Below are 13,402 nucleotides of genomic sequence, written 5' to 3' on the forward strand. Positions count from 1 at the left end.
TAACCCATCCGCTCGTCCGCTCGGCGCGTCATCACCCTAAAACCGCCGCGAAGATGATACGCTATCTCCGATTAATGGATTCTGCAAGTTTCAAACGAGGGCAGGGCAATGGCAAAGTTGCGGGTGGGGCTGCTGTTTGGTGGGTGTTCGGGTGAGCATGAGGTGTCGATTCGCTCGGCGCAGGCGATCGCCCGTGGACTGAGCGACCCCGCCAACGCAGACCGCTACGAGCTTGCGCCCGTGTATATCCAGAAAGACGGCCGCTGGCTGGCGGGAGAGTCTGCCATTCACGTTCTATCAGCGGGGGTGCCGCTGAAATTGGGCAGTTCGGACGCTCCGGCAGACCCGTCGGGCGAAACCAGCGCCCTGCAAGCGCCAACGGTGGCGGCGGTAGAACGCTGGCAATCGACGGCGCAGGTGAGCGGCGTGGACGTGTGGTTTCCCGTGCTGCACGGGCCTAACGGCGAAGACGGCACGGTGCAGGGAATGCTGACGCTGATGCAGGCTCCGTTTGTGGGGTCGGGGGTGCTGGGGTCGGCGCTGGGGATGGACAAGATCGCCATGAAAATGGCGTTTGCCCAGGCGGGGCTGCCGCAGGTGGGCTATAAGGTCGTGCGGCGATCGCAGGTCTATTCCAACCCCTGCATTTTTCCCAAGCTGTGTGATGAAATCGAAGCCGAACTAGGCTATCCCTGCTTTGTCAAGCCTGCTAACCTGGGGTCCTCCGTCGGCATTGCCAAGGCCCGCACCCGCGCCCAGCTTGAGGCCGCCCTAGACAGTGCCGCCAGCTACGATCGCCGCCTGATTGTGGAAGCGGCCGCGCCCTCACCCCGCGAACTGGAGTGCGCTGTGCTGGGCAATGACCATCCCCAGGCATCGGTCGTGGGCGAGATTACCTACAGCAGCGACTTTTACGACTACGAGACGAAATACACCGAAGGTCTGGCAGATCTGCACATCCCGGCAAACTTGCCAGAGGCGATCGCCCGCCAAATACAGGATATGTCGATTCGCGCCTTTGAAGCCGTAGACGCAGCTGGCCTAGCCCGGGTGGACTTTTTCTATTGCGAGTCTACGGGCGAGGTCTTCATCAACGAAATCAACACCATGCCCGGTTTCACCGCCACTAGCATGTATCCCATGCTCTGGGCCGCCAGCGGCGTGCCGTTCCCGGAACTAGTTAATCGGCTGGTGAAACTGGCGCTGGAGGAGCGATAGGGAGCCAGTGGTCAGGTGGTTATGCTGGAGTCATTGCAATCCACCACCGATCACTCCGTCACCTGTTAACCCGATTAACCAACTTCTGGTCTCTTGGGGCGATCGCACTCTCACCACGCTAAGGTGGGCGTATTCTGGCTGAGAAAGCAGCAGCGGATACTCGCGTCGTCGCCGATGATAGGTTCGCAGCACCCACAGCAAAATGGAGTCGCGGCTGAAAAAGGTTTGCCGCCAAGTTTCGCGGTTACCGCTCCAGAGTTCTACGCCCGAAGCGCTGCGCCAAATTGCCCGCCGGAGCGATCGCCACAGCACCAGCCCAAACGGATAGTCCAGCCACACGATAGTATCGGCCCGCCCCCAAACCAGATCGCGGACGCTACTGTAGTTGCCATCAGCCACCCAGCGATCGCCCGCCAGTGCCTCAGCAACCCGCGCCCGAAACACCTCCAACGGTGCAGCGGTTTAATTAGGCTCCCAGTGCAGCGCATCTAGCTCGATATGGGCGATGCCGAGTTGTCGTCCTACTTGCTGCGCCAGCGTGGTTTTGCCTGTTCCGCTCGTGCCAACAATCGCTATCCGCTGAAAGCGGTGCATCGACCTACTCTTCCTCCTCGGATAGATCTTCTGTTTCCAGCAGGTCGGCCTCGGTTTCTAGCAAGTCCTCGTCGTCGTCGGTGGCTTCGCTACCACCGCCGACCGCGACTAGATCAATCTGCTGACGGTAGTAATCCACACTCTTGACCTGCACCTCGACGCGATCGCCCAGTCGATACTGCTTGCGATTCTTGCGGCCTACCAGCTTTTGCTGACGCGAGCGATATTCGTACCAGTCGTCTTTCAGGGAACTGACGTGAACCAGCCCTTCCACTAGCAGTTCCTCGATTTCCACAAAGAAACCATAGGACTGCACCCCCGTAATCAGCCCGTGGAAGGTCTCACCGGTGCGCTCCTGCATATACTCGGCTTTTTTCAGCCCCTCTAGGTCAGATTCTGCCTCCTGCGCCAGCTTTTCGCGCTCGGTGAGGTGGTTGACGATGCTGTTGAAATATTCCTCTAGCTCGTCGTGAACCTCTGGCGGCAGCACCTTCCAGTCGATTGCGCCGTGACATTCGCTGCTAAACAGGTTCACCTTGTCCTTGGAGCGGGTAGATTTGCGATCGCGCCCATGCTCAAACACCGCGTGCAGCGCCCGATGCACCAGCAGGTCAGGATAGCGGCGCAGCGGCGAGGTGAAATGGGTATAGCCATTGTCCAGTGCAAGCCCAAAGTGAGTCCCCGGCGTGGTGCTATAGACCGCAGGCTTCAGCGTCTCCAGCAGCAGATAGGTCAGCACCCGCTCGGCATAGGACTCTGCAAATTGCTGTGTGAGTCGCTGATAATCGCGGGGATGGACGACCTCTTCGTCTTCAAGCTGGTATTCGATGTCCATGTTGTTGACCAGCTTTACCAATTCCTGCACGTCGGAGGGGTCGGGCGTGCGGTGAACCCGGTAGATGGCGGGAACCTGGAGGCATTGTAAATGCAGCGCCACCAGTTGATTCGCCAGCAGCATCAGTTCCGTTACGATCGTGCGGGCGGGTAGCAGCGACGACACCACCATTGCGCCCAGTTCGCCTTCGTCGTCGTATTGGAAATTGGTCGAGAGGAACTTGCCTAGTTCGGGGTTGTGTTCGTCGGGAAAGATGCTCTCCGGCAGGTTCAGGTCAAACGCGCCCCGCGCCAACCGCTGCGCCGCCACAGCCTGGCTGATGGCAAACAGGTTGTCCACCAGTTCAAACACGGGTTCCAGGTGTTTTAGCTCCTTGGCAGAGGGCAGCGGGTAGCGGGCTTCGGCAGCGGCTTCTGGGTCGTCTCGCAGCAGCACCGCCTGGGCCTGCTGATAGTCGAGATGCTGATCTACCCGCACCACGCTGGGCTGAATCTCGAAATCCTGCACTTCGCCTGCTGCGTTCAAGGTCACTAGCACCGAAATCGCCAGACGGTCTTCACCGGGCAGCAGCGAACAGCAGCGGTGCAGATGTTCCGGCAGCATAGGCACGACGAGTTCTCCCAAAAAGACCGAAGTGCCGCGCTTCTGAGCTTCCAGATCGACGGGCGATCGCGCTGCAACGTAGTACGACACGTCGGCAATGTGAATCCCCAAGCGCCACTCATCGTCGCCCACTTTTTCCACACTCAGGGCATCGTCGATGGCTGGGCTATGGGGATGATCGGGCCCGTCGATTGTGACAGTCAACTGTTCCCGCAGATCCAGCCGCTTTTTCAAGTCCGTTTTGCGGAGCTTGGTCGGGAGTGCTTTGGCTGCCTCCAGCACCGCTTCCGAAAACCCGCGCGGCAGGTCATGCTTGCAGCACACAATGTCGATATCCGAGGCCGCCTGGGCATCGCTGCCCAAAATCTGAGCCACTCGACCAATGGGCGGATGCTGACCCAGGGGATAGCGGGCAATTTCTACATGCACCAGTTGATCGACGGATTCCTCTAATGGTTCGCCATCGGGCGTTAGCTCTAGCTCAAACAAGAGGCGATCGTCCAGCGGCAGGGCGCGATACTGCCCGTCCTCGGTTTTTTTCACCCGCGCCAGCACGGAGGAATTGGAGCGTTCTAAAATCAGCCGGACTTCGCCCTCTGGACTGCGGCGGCGGCTGCCCTCTTTGGTCACGCGCACCAAGACGCGATCGCCATTCCAGGCAGTATTCAATTGGCTCTCGCGGATGTAGATATCCTCCGACCCTTCAATATCCTGAATTGCAAAGCAAAAGCCCTTGCTAGAGCAGCGCAACTTCCCTTCCACCACGTCATCCTCAAAGACGCGGCGATATTTGCCCCGCTCCTTAACCAAAATGCCGATTTTCTCTAGGGCATCCAGCGCAATTTGCAAGCGGCGGAGGCTGGCATCATCTTCACAGTTCAGCTTTTTCTCCAGGGCCTTGGGAGCGACCAGCTTGTCGTCTGGGAAGTTGGAGAGCAGTGAGGCGATCGAAAAGTCCATGTAGCGTCTTAATCCTTGCGTCTAGTCCTGGGAGGGGTAGGGTGCAACGTTGCCCGGTCGAAGCCCGCTTCGGCGTTCCAAGCAAAACGCCCGGTTGCGGCGGCAAACACGACCGAACGCTGTTAATGATAGTCCTCAAGCCTGATTAGCGGTCATTTCGTTCTGCATCTTGCGTCAACCGCATCGTGAAACGGGTTTGCAGTTTAGGAACCTGCTCATGACCCGGAGACGGCATCCGCAGTATAGCGCTGGCGATGGCTACAGCCTATACAAGCCCTGAAGCAACTCTGATTCGAACCCATACGATGGATACGCAACTGCTGACGGGCGATCGCTGCGGCTGCGGCTGCGACCTATGCAACGGCTTGCCAATCCAGTCCGGTTGCCAGTCCACTCAGGCTGCCCACGCTGCTCTAGAGATTCCAGACATTTTATTCCAGCTATTCCAGACATTTTGCAGACTGGGTGCAAAACGGGCCGTCAGACTAAGAGCGCAACCTTAAGAGCGCAACCCTAAAAGCGCGATCGCCCCTGACATAAAACGTTCACTTGATAGCCGCCAGAATAGCCCAAGCCTAACAATCCCAGGCGTTCACCCAAGATGCTCAGCGCCAACATCACCCAACGCAGGGCGAGGAAAGCGTTGGCGCTTCAAACATACGCTCGCTCAGGTAGAGAACAGATGCAAACGTGGAAACTCCGTTGTTTTCCACATTCCACCTATTGTATTTATACTTTCCTATCAAGTCGCATGTGTCAAACAAATTTCGGGTGCTGGTTTTGGGCGCTGGTTTTGGGTGCTGGTCTTGGGTACTGGTTCTGGGCGCTAATCTTGGGCGCTAGTCTTGGGCGCTGCTCGATCCAGCAATCCTGCGGTTTGGGCATTCAGCGTTTTCCCGTCACCACATAGGCGACCCGCTTGCCAATATTGGTCGCATGATCCGCCATTCGCTCCAGATAGCGGATCGCCAGCACCATTAGTACGTAGGGTTCAATCACGCCCTGCACATTGGTTTGGTGCGCCAGCAGGTCGTACACCTCTTCATAGTCAGAATCCACCGCATCATCTCGATGCTTTACATCCAGCCCAGATTCAGCATCCAGGTTCGACAACGCCGCCAGACTCATGGCCAGCATGGCTCGCGCCCGGTCGGACATGATCTGGATTTGCCCCATACAGGGATGGGTTGGATAGGGAAATAGCTTGACGGCCACCTCACCCAAATCTTTGGCATAGTCGCCGATGCGCTCTAAATCTCGCACCAACTGCATCAGCGCACTCAGCAACCGCAGGTCTTGCGTGACAGGCGACTGGAGCGCCATCAGCTTGACACAATCCTGCTCGATCTGTCGATAAAACTGGTCGATTTGCTTGTCTTGAATGGCGATCTGCCGAGCGGCGTCCAGATCGCGCTCAAACATCGCCTTTCGGGCTAGCAGACAGGAATGCTCTACCAGTGCGCCCATGCGAAGTACGTCGCGCTGTAGCCCACGGATCTGCCGTTCAAAATTTGCTCGCGTTGTTCTTGAAACATCCAAGGGTGTAAACCAACCTTTAATCGGCGAATACTAATAATCGGCGAATACTAAGTAATCGGCGAGTACTAAGCCAACCGCGCTTTCCCATATGGAGAGTCTGCTTGCAGTAGACTCAGTATAGCTATCTTTGCCAGTTCTGCCAGTTTAGTAGCGCACCAGCCCTGCGTTGCAGTTGCCCCCTGTTCACTGCTTGACCACTCCAGCCTTTATGGATTAAGGCTTTGAGGCAACTGTAAACAGCCTATTACACCTTTAGGACTTACGCAGTTGGACGATTTCTCGCGGGCGCAGCCCGCGAGAAATCGTCCAAAACCCAGAAAGTACATCACAAGTGCGTAAGTCCTGACCTTGCTACACGGCTACACGTTGTAGCTTGGAGAAACTGACCTGTTCGGCGGATGGGGGAGCGATAGAAGAGAAACAGGGGGCGATCGCCTCCGAAACTTCCTCCAACCTTCAGCCAACTGCCAAGTTACACCCAGCGTAACCCCTGTATCGGCTGTCATGCCAGCGGCAGCCCTTTCAGGCACTTTTTCGGGCAGCCCTTTCAGGCGATTTGGGCTTCTTTTTCTTGATCGCTTGGAAAACGCGAGGACTAGCAGGAGCCGACTCGCAGGGTCAGGGTCTATGTATTTCTATGTATTAATATGTACTAAATCAATACGTATTAAGGAGTGCGATAGGCGGTTAACCTATGAATCAGATGAGCTAATTTCACAAAACTTCATTCTTGCGGCTAGGTGGCTTATACTACCGAAGGATACTTATCGAGGAGTGAATGTATCATGTCGGAGGCCGTTAAGCCCCTGACAATCGCGACCGTCCCGAGAGAGCTTCTCGGCCCACCCGGCAAATTCAACCCAACCCTGCTCATCTTTTTGCTTGCAGTGGCTTTGGCAACGCTTTCGGTTTGTGGGTATTGGCGCTGGCATTGGTTGGGGTGGGTGTGCTTTGTGCTTAATGTTGTAGCGCTGCACCTAGTGGGAACCGTGATTCACGATGCATCGCACAACGTCGCGCATCGAAATCGCGTGATGAATGCGGTGCTGGGTCATGGCAGTGCGCTCATGCTGGGGTTCTCGTTCCCGGTTTTTACGCGAGTGCACATGCAGCATCACGCAAACGTGAATGACCCAGAGAATGACCCCGACCATTTCGTGTCTACGGGTGGACCACTGTGGCTGATTGCTGCACGATTCTTCTATCACGAGATTTTCTTCTTCAAGCGGAAGCTCTGGCGCAAGTACGAGCTTCTGGAATGGTTTCTAGCCCGCCTCACGGTTGCGCTGCTGATCTATTACGCGGTGCAGTATGGGTTTCTGAGCTACTTGATGAACTTCTGGTTTTCTCCGGCGCTGGTCGTGGGGCTTGCTCTGGGGCTGTTCTTTGACTATCTACCCCACCGTCCGTTCCAGGAGCGCAACCGCTGGAAAAATGCGCGGGTTTATCCTGGGGCGCTGCTGAACGTGCTGATCATGGGTCAGAACTATCACCTGATTCATCACCTCTGGCCATCTATCCCCTGGTATAATTACCAAGCGGCGTATTATGCGACCCGGCCGCTGCTGGATGCGAAGGGCTGTCACCAGTCCCTTGGGCTGCTCAAGGTGAAGGATTTTCTAAACTTTGTCTACGATCTGTTTCTGGGCATTCGCTTTCATCATGGGGCTGCCCATGCTAGCGAGGCTCCTAAGGCTCCTGAAAGCGGAGGAGCCATATTGGCCGACTCCGCTCAGGATCGGGGGCTAAGTGAAGGGGAGGATCTTTCGGAAAGTCTGCCCCTGGCCACAACGCCCCGCTAGCTTGTTGGATGTTGGCAAAGCTGGCAATGCTCGAAGGATAATTTGGGAATAGGGGCGGGTAGCGTGGTTCGCCGCCCATTCCTACGTTTTTAGGACGCTTTTAACGTGAGTTTCGGATAAGAAATTGCCGAAACCCTTGTTTTCTAATAGTTCTGTATATTGCAACCGATCGAGGCTCTGTCAATAAGCGGCATAATTGAGAAAATTCTCAGCTATGAGCCTTATTGAGAAGATTGAAAACATAGGCAACGAGCTAAGGCTCCTTTCCAGTCAGGTTTGGGGCGTTTTCCTTAACCGAAACTCACGTTTTTTAGGACTACCCTGAACTGTTAGGCAGAGCCGTAACGCACTGCTCCGTTGGGTTTTGATGCGCTACCTGGCGCTAACCCATTTCCGCTAGACTGCTTGCACGTTTGTCTAGAGGCGCGGGTTGGTTTGGAGCAACTGCTGGAGATCGCTGGCGGAGAGCGGTGGTCTGAAGCGATTTCCCTGGGCTGCGTAGCAGCCGATTTGCCGCAACAGGCTAAGCTGAGCGTCGGTTTCTACTCCTTCGGCGATCGCCCGCGTTTGGAGAGACTGGGCGATCGCCACAATCGCTTTTGCAATCGACAGCGCATCCTCGTCTTCTCCCAAATCGGCTACAAAGGTGCGGTCGATTTTCACGCAGTCGAGGGGCAGTTGTCGTAGATGGTAAAGCGAGGAATAGCCTGTGCCAAAGTCATCCAGGGCCAGTTGCACCCCTAGCTGCTGAAGCTGCTGCATGGTTTTTCCATCAACGCCCCGATTTTCGTGCAGCGTTGCCTCGGTGATGTCCAGCACCAAGAGATGCGGGTCGAACCCGGTTTGTGCCGTCGCCTGGGCGATCGCCTTTGGCAGGTCGAGCTTGCGAAACTGACGCGCCGACAGGTTGATCGACAGCTTCATGCCAGGATGCCCGGCCTCTTTCCACCGCACAGCGGACGCGCAGGCTGTCTTCAGCACCCACTCGCCAATTTTCACGATCCAGTCTGTTTCTTCTGCGACCGCCAAAAATTGGGCAGGATGCACCATGCCCACGTCGGGATGCTGCCAGCGTATCAGCGCCTCTGCCCCGATGATGCGCCCGCTAATCAAGTTGACCTGGGGCTGGTACAGCAGGCGCAGTTCGTCTTGCTCGATCGCCTGTTCAATATGCTGGAGTACCCAGATTCGCTGGCTGTTCCAGGCATCGACTTCCAGGCTATAGAACTGATAGCGGCCGGGCTGCCGATGGGCGGTTTGCAGGGCTTGGCGGGCATGTTCCATCACTTCGCTGGCGGTGGCTCCGTTGTCGGGGGCGAGGGCGATGCCAGCGCAAAGCTGGGGTTGCAAGGTGTCGTTGTCGATTAGGCAGGGTTCGTTCAGGCTGCTGAGCAGGGTTTGGGCTAGCGTGGCAGCATCGCGGCGGTGAGCAACAGCCTGAAACACGCCAAAGGTGTTGCTGTTGAGTCGGGCGATCGCCTCTTCTGGGGAAATCGCCTCACGCAGGCGGTCTGCTGTCGCTGCGGCCAGGGATTCTGTCATCGCTCCGTCCAGCGGTGTACCGTCGGGCATACTGGCGTTGAGTTTGAGCAGCAGCAGCGCCACCAGCCCATCCGCCGATTCCAGATGCTCCTGAAGATGATGGTGAAACAGGATGCGGTTGGCCAGTTGGGTGGTGGGGTCGCGGTAGGCAATTTGGTTGAGCCGATCAACAGCCTGCTTCATTTCCTGGATGTAGGGCTGAATGATGCTGGCGTGTTTGCTCAGCCGAGTGGCGATCGCCTCCATCAGTTCTTGCCGGGTAAAGGGCTTGGTGAGATAGTCGTCTGCGCCCATCGCCATGCCCTGGCGGATATCCTGACGGTCTGCCTTGGCCGTAAGAAAGATAAACGGAATGCCAGCCGTTGCTGGATTTTGCTGGAGCTGGGTCAGCACTTCATAGCCGTCGCAGCCGGGCATCATGATGTCACACAGGATTAGGTCTGGCCGGTGTCCTTGGGCGAGACTTAGCCCGGTTTGCCCTTCTGGAGCGGCGATCGCCTCGTAATTTTCTGCGCTCAGCATCTTTAGGAGCGCAGTGCGAATGGTTAAGTCATCCTCGATGACCAAAATCTTTGCCATAACTGAACCGAAGGGCCTAAGTGAATGAGTGGGGTATGTTGTAGGTTGCTGCGAGTGGGTGACTGCGAGTGGATTCCTGCGAGTGGATTACTGGAGATGCACACTGGATGGGTTTGTGTCCAATCGGCTGCTGCCTGTGCCGAAAGCGGTGTCACAGCCTCGGCCCATGCAAAATGCTTGAACCGTGCAAGTGTTTTAGAGCAAATGTTCAGACCAACAGACTCGAACTAGAGCGATCGCCCGGTGATTGCCCCGGTGATTGCCCCGAATGATTGCCCCGGTGATTGCCCGATTTACCCCGATCGGCGATCGCCCCAGTTTGGAGATTCAGCCCTGCTGAGAACGGATTCATGGGTTACAGGCAGATTCAGATTTGCCCTTTAAGAGGGTGTTTGAAAAGGTATCGCCTGTAATGTTAAGCACTCAGAGATTCCCCCTAGCCCCCCTTAAAAAGGGGAGAAACCGCCTTAAAGTCCCCCTTTTTAAGGGGGATTTAGGGGGATCTTGCACGCTTTGCTACAAACAGTAGGACTTTTCAAACATCCTCTAAGACTTCAATTCATGCTGAATGTTTAAGCATTCAGCGGTAGAAAACCAAATGTTAAATAAAGGTTAAAATTGTTAACCAAGTGTGGACTCAGACTCTCTCAGGATGCCCAAATTCCAGGCTTTTTAACGCTCTATCTGCTGGATTGCAGTGTTTTGTGAAAGGGCAGCGCGATCGCCACTCGAAGTCCTCCCTCAGGCAGATTTTCAAAGCTGATTTCGCCGCCGCACAAGTCCAGACATCGCTTGGCGATCGCCAGCCCCAGCCCAGTGCCAGGAGTCGTGCCGACGTTGCTGCCCCGATAGAACAGGTCACACAGTCGGGGTGGGTCTTGTGGGTCTAGCCCAATGCCCTCGTCCCGGACGGAAAACTGTATACCTCCGGGGCGATCGCGCATCTCTAGCGTAATCTGGCTATGGGCAGGAGAATATTTGACCGCGTTCGACAGCACATTGAGCAACACCTGTTGCAAGAGCGCCTGATCGAGATAAACCTTGTGCTGGGTCAGGTGATTGATCAGTTCCCAGCGATGGTTGCGGCCGCTGGTGGTTTGACATTCGTTCACCAGCGCCTCACAAAAAGCTACCGGATCAAACCAGGTGGGTGCAGGTTGCAGGTCGGTGGTATCCGCCCGATCTAGCAGCAGGATGTCGTCTAGCATTTGCGTCATCCGATGCACGGTTACCTGAATCAGCCGCAGTTGCTCTAGCCGATCGTCCTCCGTCCAGTGGCGACCGTAGTGTTCCAGCATTTCCGCCGCCGTCAGAATCGCCGTCAGCGGCGTGCGAAATTCGTGGGAGGTCATGGTGACAAAGTGCGATCGCAGTTCGCTGAGTTCTCGCTCTTTTTGCAGCGTTCTCAGCAGTTCGGTTTCCAGGCGTTTGCGATCGCTCGTCTCCCGCTGAATCGCAATCCAGTGGGTATACCAGCCATTGGCATTGGCCACAGGCACCAGACTCATTTCAACCCAAAATTCGCTGCCGTCTTTGCGATAGTTCAGCAGTTCCACCAAAGAGGGCTGCCATCGCCGCAGCGAGTCCTTTAAGCGATCAAGGGCAGCCCGATCGGTCTTGGGCCCCTGTAGAATACGCGGTGTTTTGCCAATCACCTCCTCAGGCCGATAGCCCGTCATGCGGCAAAAGGCATCGTTAACGAATATAATTTGCGGGCCGGGCGCATCCAGCGGTTCCGCGTTGGTAATCACGATCGAGTCGTTGGCATGAAGCACCACCGATTGCAGCAGGTTGCACTGCGTATCGGGATCTTGCAGCGTCTGCAAGAAAGCGTCTGGTAAATCAGTTTTCACAGGGAACCGTCCGAAAAATTAGGGTATGGCGCTAGCTACCTTGGGACATGGTTGTGGGATGGTCGTGCAGCCCAAAACAACACCTTGTCCTTATAAAAGTGACTATGGCTATAACTATTAGCATTCCCCAGAGATTACCAAAATCAGTACTTGGCAACCAAATGAAAGATTTCGTTTAACAAGGTTTGCGATCGCCCTGTTGAACTCGCTCAAACACTTGACGCTTAAACACTGGACATAGAAGACGAGTAGGGCTGTCCGTCTTTGTGGAAAAAGATCCAGCCCGCGTCCCCCGCAGCGGCGACCAAATCATCGTCGGGATAGGTAACCTGGTCATCTGGCGTGCGATCGCCCACTTCGAGATACGTTGCCAGGGCCGCCGAGCGGTTCACCAGATGATGTCCGTTTGCCTCACCTGCGGGAAAACCCGCCGCCATTCCTGCCTTCAGCACTTGTTCGCCTGCATTGGTAATCAGCACCACTTCGCCTGTCAGCACGTAGATAAACTCATCCTGGCGCTGATGCCAGTGGCGCAACGCCGACATTGCTCCTGGCTCCAGTGCTACCCAGTTCACCCCAAAGTTCTTTAGCCCCGCCGCATCTCCCAGGCGACGCTTGCTGCGGCCTGCCAACCGCGCCTTAAATGGTTCTGGATAGACGGTTCCAGTTTTTGCAGGAACCTGCTCAGGGTCGATGTGCATAGATGCAGAGTTAGACGCAGGGTTAGATGCAGGGTTGAGTTGAGGTGATGTGGAAAGATTGGAAAGCCCAGACACTCCTCAGGCAAGGACTGAAAAGTATCTGGGGATGTGGAGCATGAGTAGCAAGGCTCATGCAAGAGAGGAAGGTGCCCTTATACTGCCTGTCTTGCGACAAAGGTGGAATCACCCGAAGGGAGGATTTCAGTTGGATGGGGGCAGCGGCGCATCGGGCGATTCGGGGGCAGGGGCGCGACCCTCTCGCACGTCGGCAATTTCAGCAGCGGTCATGGGTTCATCCGTCAGCAGATAGACCGTGCCCTGGTTAAACGTCGAAATGACGTTGACATAGTAGGGCGGCTCGTCGGGAGGGGTTACTCGATACAGGCTAGAACCCGTGTCGTCGGCTGGTTCTAGTCGCTGAGTTTGATAGCCCTGCTCTTGGAGCATGGCTTGTAGATCGCGGGCGATCGCCTGCACAGGTCGCCCATCTGCATCCGACAGCCGCCAGCAGCTCAGAAACCCATTGCAGTTGTTGCTTGCCCCTGCTGGATGGGGAAAGTTTGCGTAGGGAACTGGGCTGGGCGGCTCCTGAAGCTGCGGTAACGCTTCGGGGTTGGGCGTGGGCAACGGAGTCGGGCTAGGGGTTGGGGGCAAGGCGGCAGTGGGTTCTGGTGAGGCGGCGGGTGCGGCAGGGCTAGCAGTTGGGGCTGTGGTCGGCTGGGACAACGGCGCAGGAACCGGGGCGGGGGCGGGCGATTCGCGCAGCGATTCCTGCGGGAATCTCGCTGTGGCAGGCGGACGCGGCACGGCAACCCGTTCGGGTCTGGGCACGGGGGCGGGCGTTGCGCTCGGCGAGGGAGACGGCGGGGCTACTGGCGGCGTGACCGAAGGATTCATCACTGGCGTAGGCGATAGGGAAACTGAAAGCTCTGGCGGGTCAGGGGCTGAGTTGTCGGTTTCTAGAGATTGGGATGGATCGGCTCCGGAGCCACCCGGCAGCAGCGGCAGCACCAGCAGCCCCGCGTGCAGCACTAGCGACATCAGCAGCCACGGGCGAAACAGAACCCGCATCAGTGCTGGCATATCGCGCTGGGTGCGGGTTTTAGGCATAGGAAGGGTGACAGACACAGGCAGCAGGTAGATACGACAAATCCGTTGCAGATATTTGTTTGCAGA

Annotated in this window: 12 protein-coding genes; 3 read left to right on the forward strand and 9 right to left on the reverse strand. The window is 56.5% G+C overall.

Annotation, left to right across the window (positions count from 1 at the left end; translation table 11 throughout):
- Positions 1–108 precede the first annotated feature (108 nt).
- Complete coding sequence (locus tag HPC62_RS17355; RefSeq protein ID WP_172357675.1) at positions 109–1,218, forward strand: D-alanine--D-alanine ligase family protein; 1,110 nt, start codon at positions 109–111, stop codon at positions 1,216–1,218.
- Between the two features lie 30 nt (positions 1,219–1,248).
- Here the strand turns inward: HPC62_RS17355 and HPC62_RS17360 are convergent, their stop codons facing one another.
- The 3 genes from HPC62_RS17360 to HPC62_RS17365 are packed head-to-tail and all read right to left on the reverse strand — an operon-like array spanning position 1,249 to position 4,210.
- A complete protein-coding gene (locus HPC62_RS17360) occupies positions 1,249–1,662 on the reverse strand; it encodes a P-loop NTPase family protein (protein ID WP_205370746.1) in 414 nt (137 codons plus the stop codon).
- 18 nt (positions 1,663–1,680) lie between these two features.
- Complete coding sequence (locus HPC62_RS23755; RefSeq protein ID WP_205370744.1) at positions 1,681–1,812, reverse strand: AAA family ATPase; 132 nt, start codon at positions 1,810–1,812, stop codon at positions 1,681–1,683.
- Between the two features lie 4 nt (positions 1,813–1,816).
- A complete protein-coding gene (locus HPC62_RS17365) occupies positions 1,817–4,210 on the reverse strand; it encodes a ribonuclease R family protein (RefSeq protein WP_172357677.1) in 2,394 nt (797 codons plus the stop codon).
- Positions 4,211–4,515: 305 nt separating this feature from the next.
- On the opposite strand from HPC62_RS17365, the gene HPC62_RS17370 reads away from it, so the two are divergent.
- The gene (locus HPC62_RS17370) at positions 4,516–4,713 is read left to right on the forward strand and encodes a hypothetical protein (protein ID WP_172357679.1); all 198 of its coding nucleotides are present in this window, start codon (positions 4,516–4,518) and stop codon (positions 4,711–4,713) included.
- 382 nt (positions 4,714–5,095) lie between these two features.
- Here HPC62_RS17370 and phoU read toward each other — a convergent pair whose 3' ends face one another.
- A complete protein-coding gene (gene phoU, locus HPC62_RS17375) occupies positions 5,096–5,749 on the reverse strand; it encodes a phosphate signaling complex protein PhoU (protein ID WP_172357681.1) in 654 nt (217 codons plus the stop codon).
- Positions 5,750–6,534: 785 nt separating this feature from the next.
- On the opposite strand from phoU, the gene crtR reads away from it, so the two are divergent.
- On the forward strand, positions 6,535–7,551 hold the full coding sequence (crtR, locus tag HPC62_RS17380) for a beta-carotene hydroxylase (RefSeq protein WP_172357683.1): 1,017 nt from the start codon (positions 6,535–6,537) through the stop codon (positions 7,549–7,551).
- A gap of 417 nt (positions 7,552–7,968) precedes the next feature.
- Here the strand turns inward: crtR and HPC62_RS17385 are convergent, their stop codons facing one another.
- From HPC62_RS17385 to HPC62_RS17405, 5 genes are all read right to left on the reverse strand, one after another.
- Entirely contained in the window at positions 7,969–9,672 is a 1,704-nt protein-coding gene (locus tag HPC62_RS17385; protein WP_172357685.1) for a two-component system response regulator, read from the reverse strand.
- A gap of 208 nt (positions 9,673–9,880) precedes the next feature.
- Entirely contained in the window at positions 9,881–10,024 is a 144-nt protein-coding gene (locus tag HPC62_RS17390) for a hypothetical protein (protein WP_172357687.1), read from the reverse strand.
- Positions 10,025–10,352: 328 nt separating this feature from the next.
- Positions 10,353–11,525, reverse strand: coding sequence for a PAS domain-containing sensor histidine kinase (locus HPC62_RS17395; RefSeq protein WP_172357689.1), 1,173 nt, complete (start codon positions 11,523–11,525; stop codon positions 10,353–10,355).
- A 224-nt stretch (positions 11,526–11,749) separates the two neighbouring features.
- Positions 11,750–12,226, reverse strand: a complete 477-nt coding sequence (locus HPC62_RS17400) for a cupin domain-containing protein (RefSeq protein WP_172357691.1) — start codon at positions 12,224–12,226, stop codon at positions 11,750–11,752.
- Between the two features lie 201 nt (positions 12,227–12,427).
- The gene (locus tag HPC62_RS17405) at positions 12,428–13,336 is read right to left on the reverse strand and encodes a hypothetical protein (RefSeq protein WP_172357693.1); all 909 of its coding nucleotides are present in this window, start codon (positions 13,334–13,336) and stop codon (positions 12,428–12,430) included.
- Positions 13,337–13,402 lie beyond the last annotated feature (66 nt).

Origin of the sequence: Thermoleptolyngbya sichuanensis A183 (assembly GCF_013177315.1) — a bacterium.
Lineage (GTDB): Bacteria > Cyanobacteriota > Cyanobacteriia > Elainellales > Elainellaceae > Thermoleptolyngbya > Thermoleptolyngbya sichuanensis.

Coding starts and splice junctions, on each gene's coding strand:
- HPC62_RS17355 (WP_172357675.1), top strand. CDS start 109: ATGGCAAAGTTGCGGGTGGGGCTGCTGTTTGGTGGGTGTTCGGGTGAG.
- HPC62_RS23755 (WP_205370744.1), bottom strand. CDS start 1,812: ATGCACCGCTTTCAGCGGATAGCGATTGTTGGCACGAGCGGAACAGGC.
- HPC62_RS17365 (WP_172357677.1), bottom strand. CDS start 4,210: ATGGACTTTTCGATCGCCTCACTGCTCTCCAACTTCCCAGACGACAAG.
- HPC62_RS17370 (WP_172357679.1), top strand. CDS start 4,516: ATGGATACGCAACTGCTGACGGGCGATCGCTGCGGCTGCGGCTGCGAC.
- crtR (WP_172357683.1), top strand. CDS start 6,535: ATGTCGGAGGCCGTTAAGCCCCTGACAATCGCGACCGTCCCGAGAGAG.
- HPC62_RS17385 (WP_172357685.1), bottom strand. CDS start 9,672: ATGGCAAAGATTTTGGTCATCGAGGATGACTTAACCATTCGCACTGCG.
- HPC62_RS17390 (WP_172357687.1), bottom strand. CDS start 10,024: ATGAATCCGTTCTCAGCAGGGCTGAATCTCCAAACTGGGGCGATCGCC.
- HPC62_RS17400 (WP_172357691.1), bottom strand. CDS start 12,226: ATGCACATCGACCCTGAGCAGGTTCCTGCAAAAACTGGAACCGTCTAT.
- HPC62_RS17405 (WP_172357693.1), bottom strand. CDS start 13,336: ATGCCTAAAACCCGCACCCAGCGCGATATGCCAGCACTGATGCGGGTT.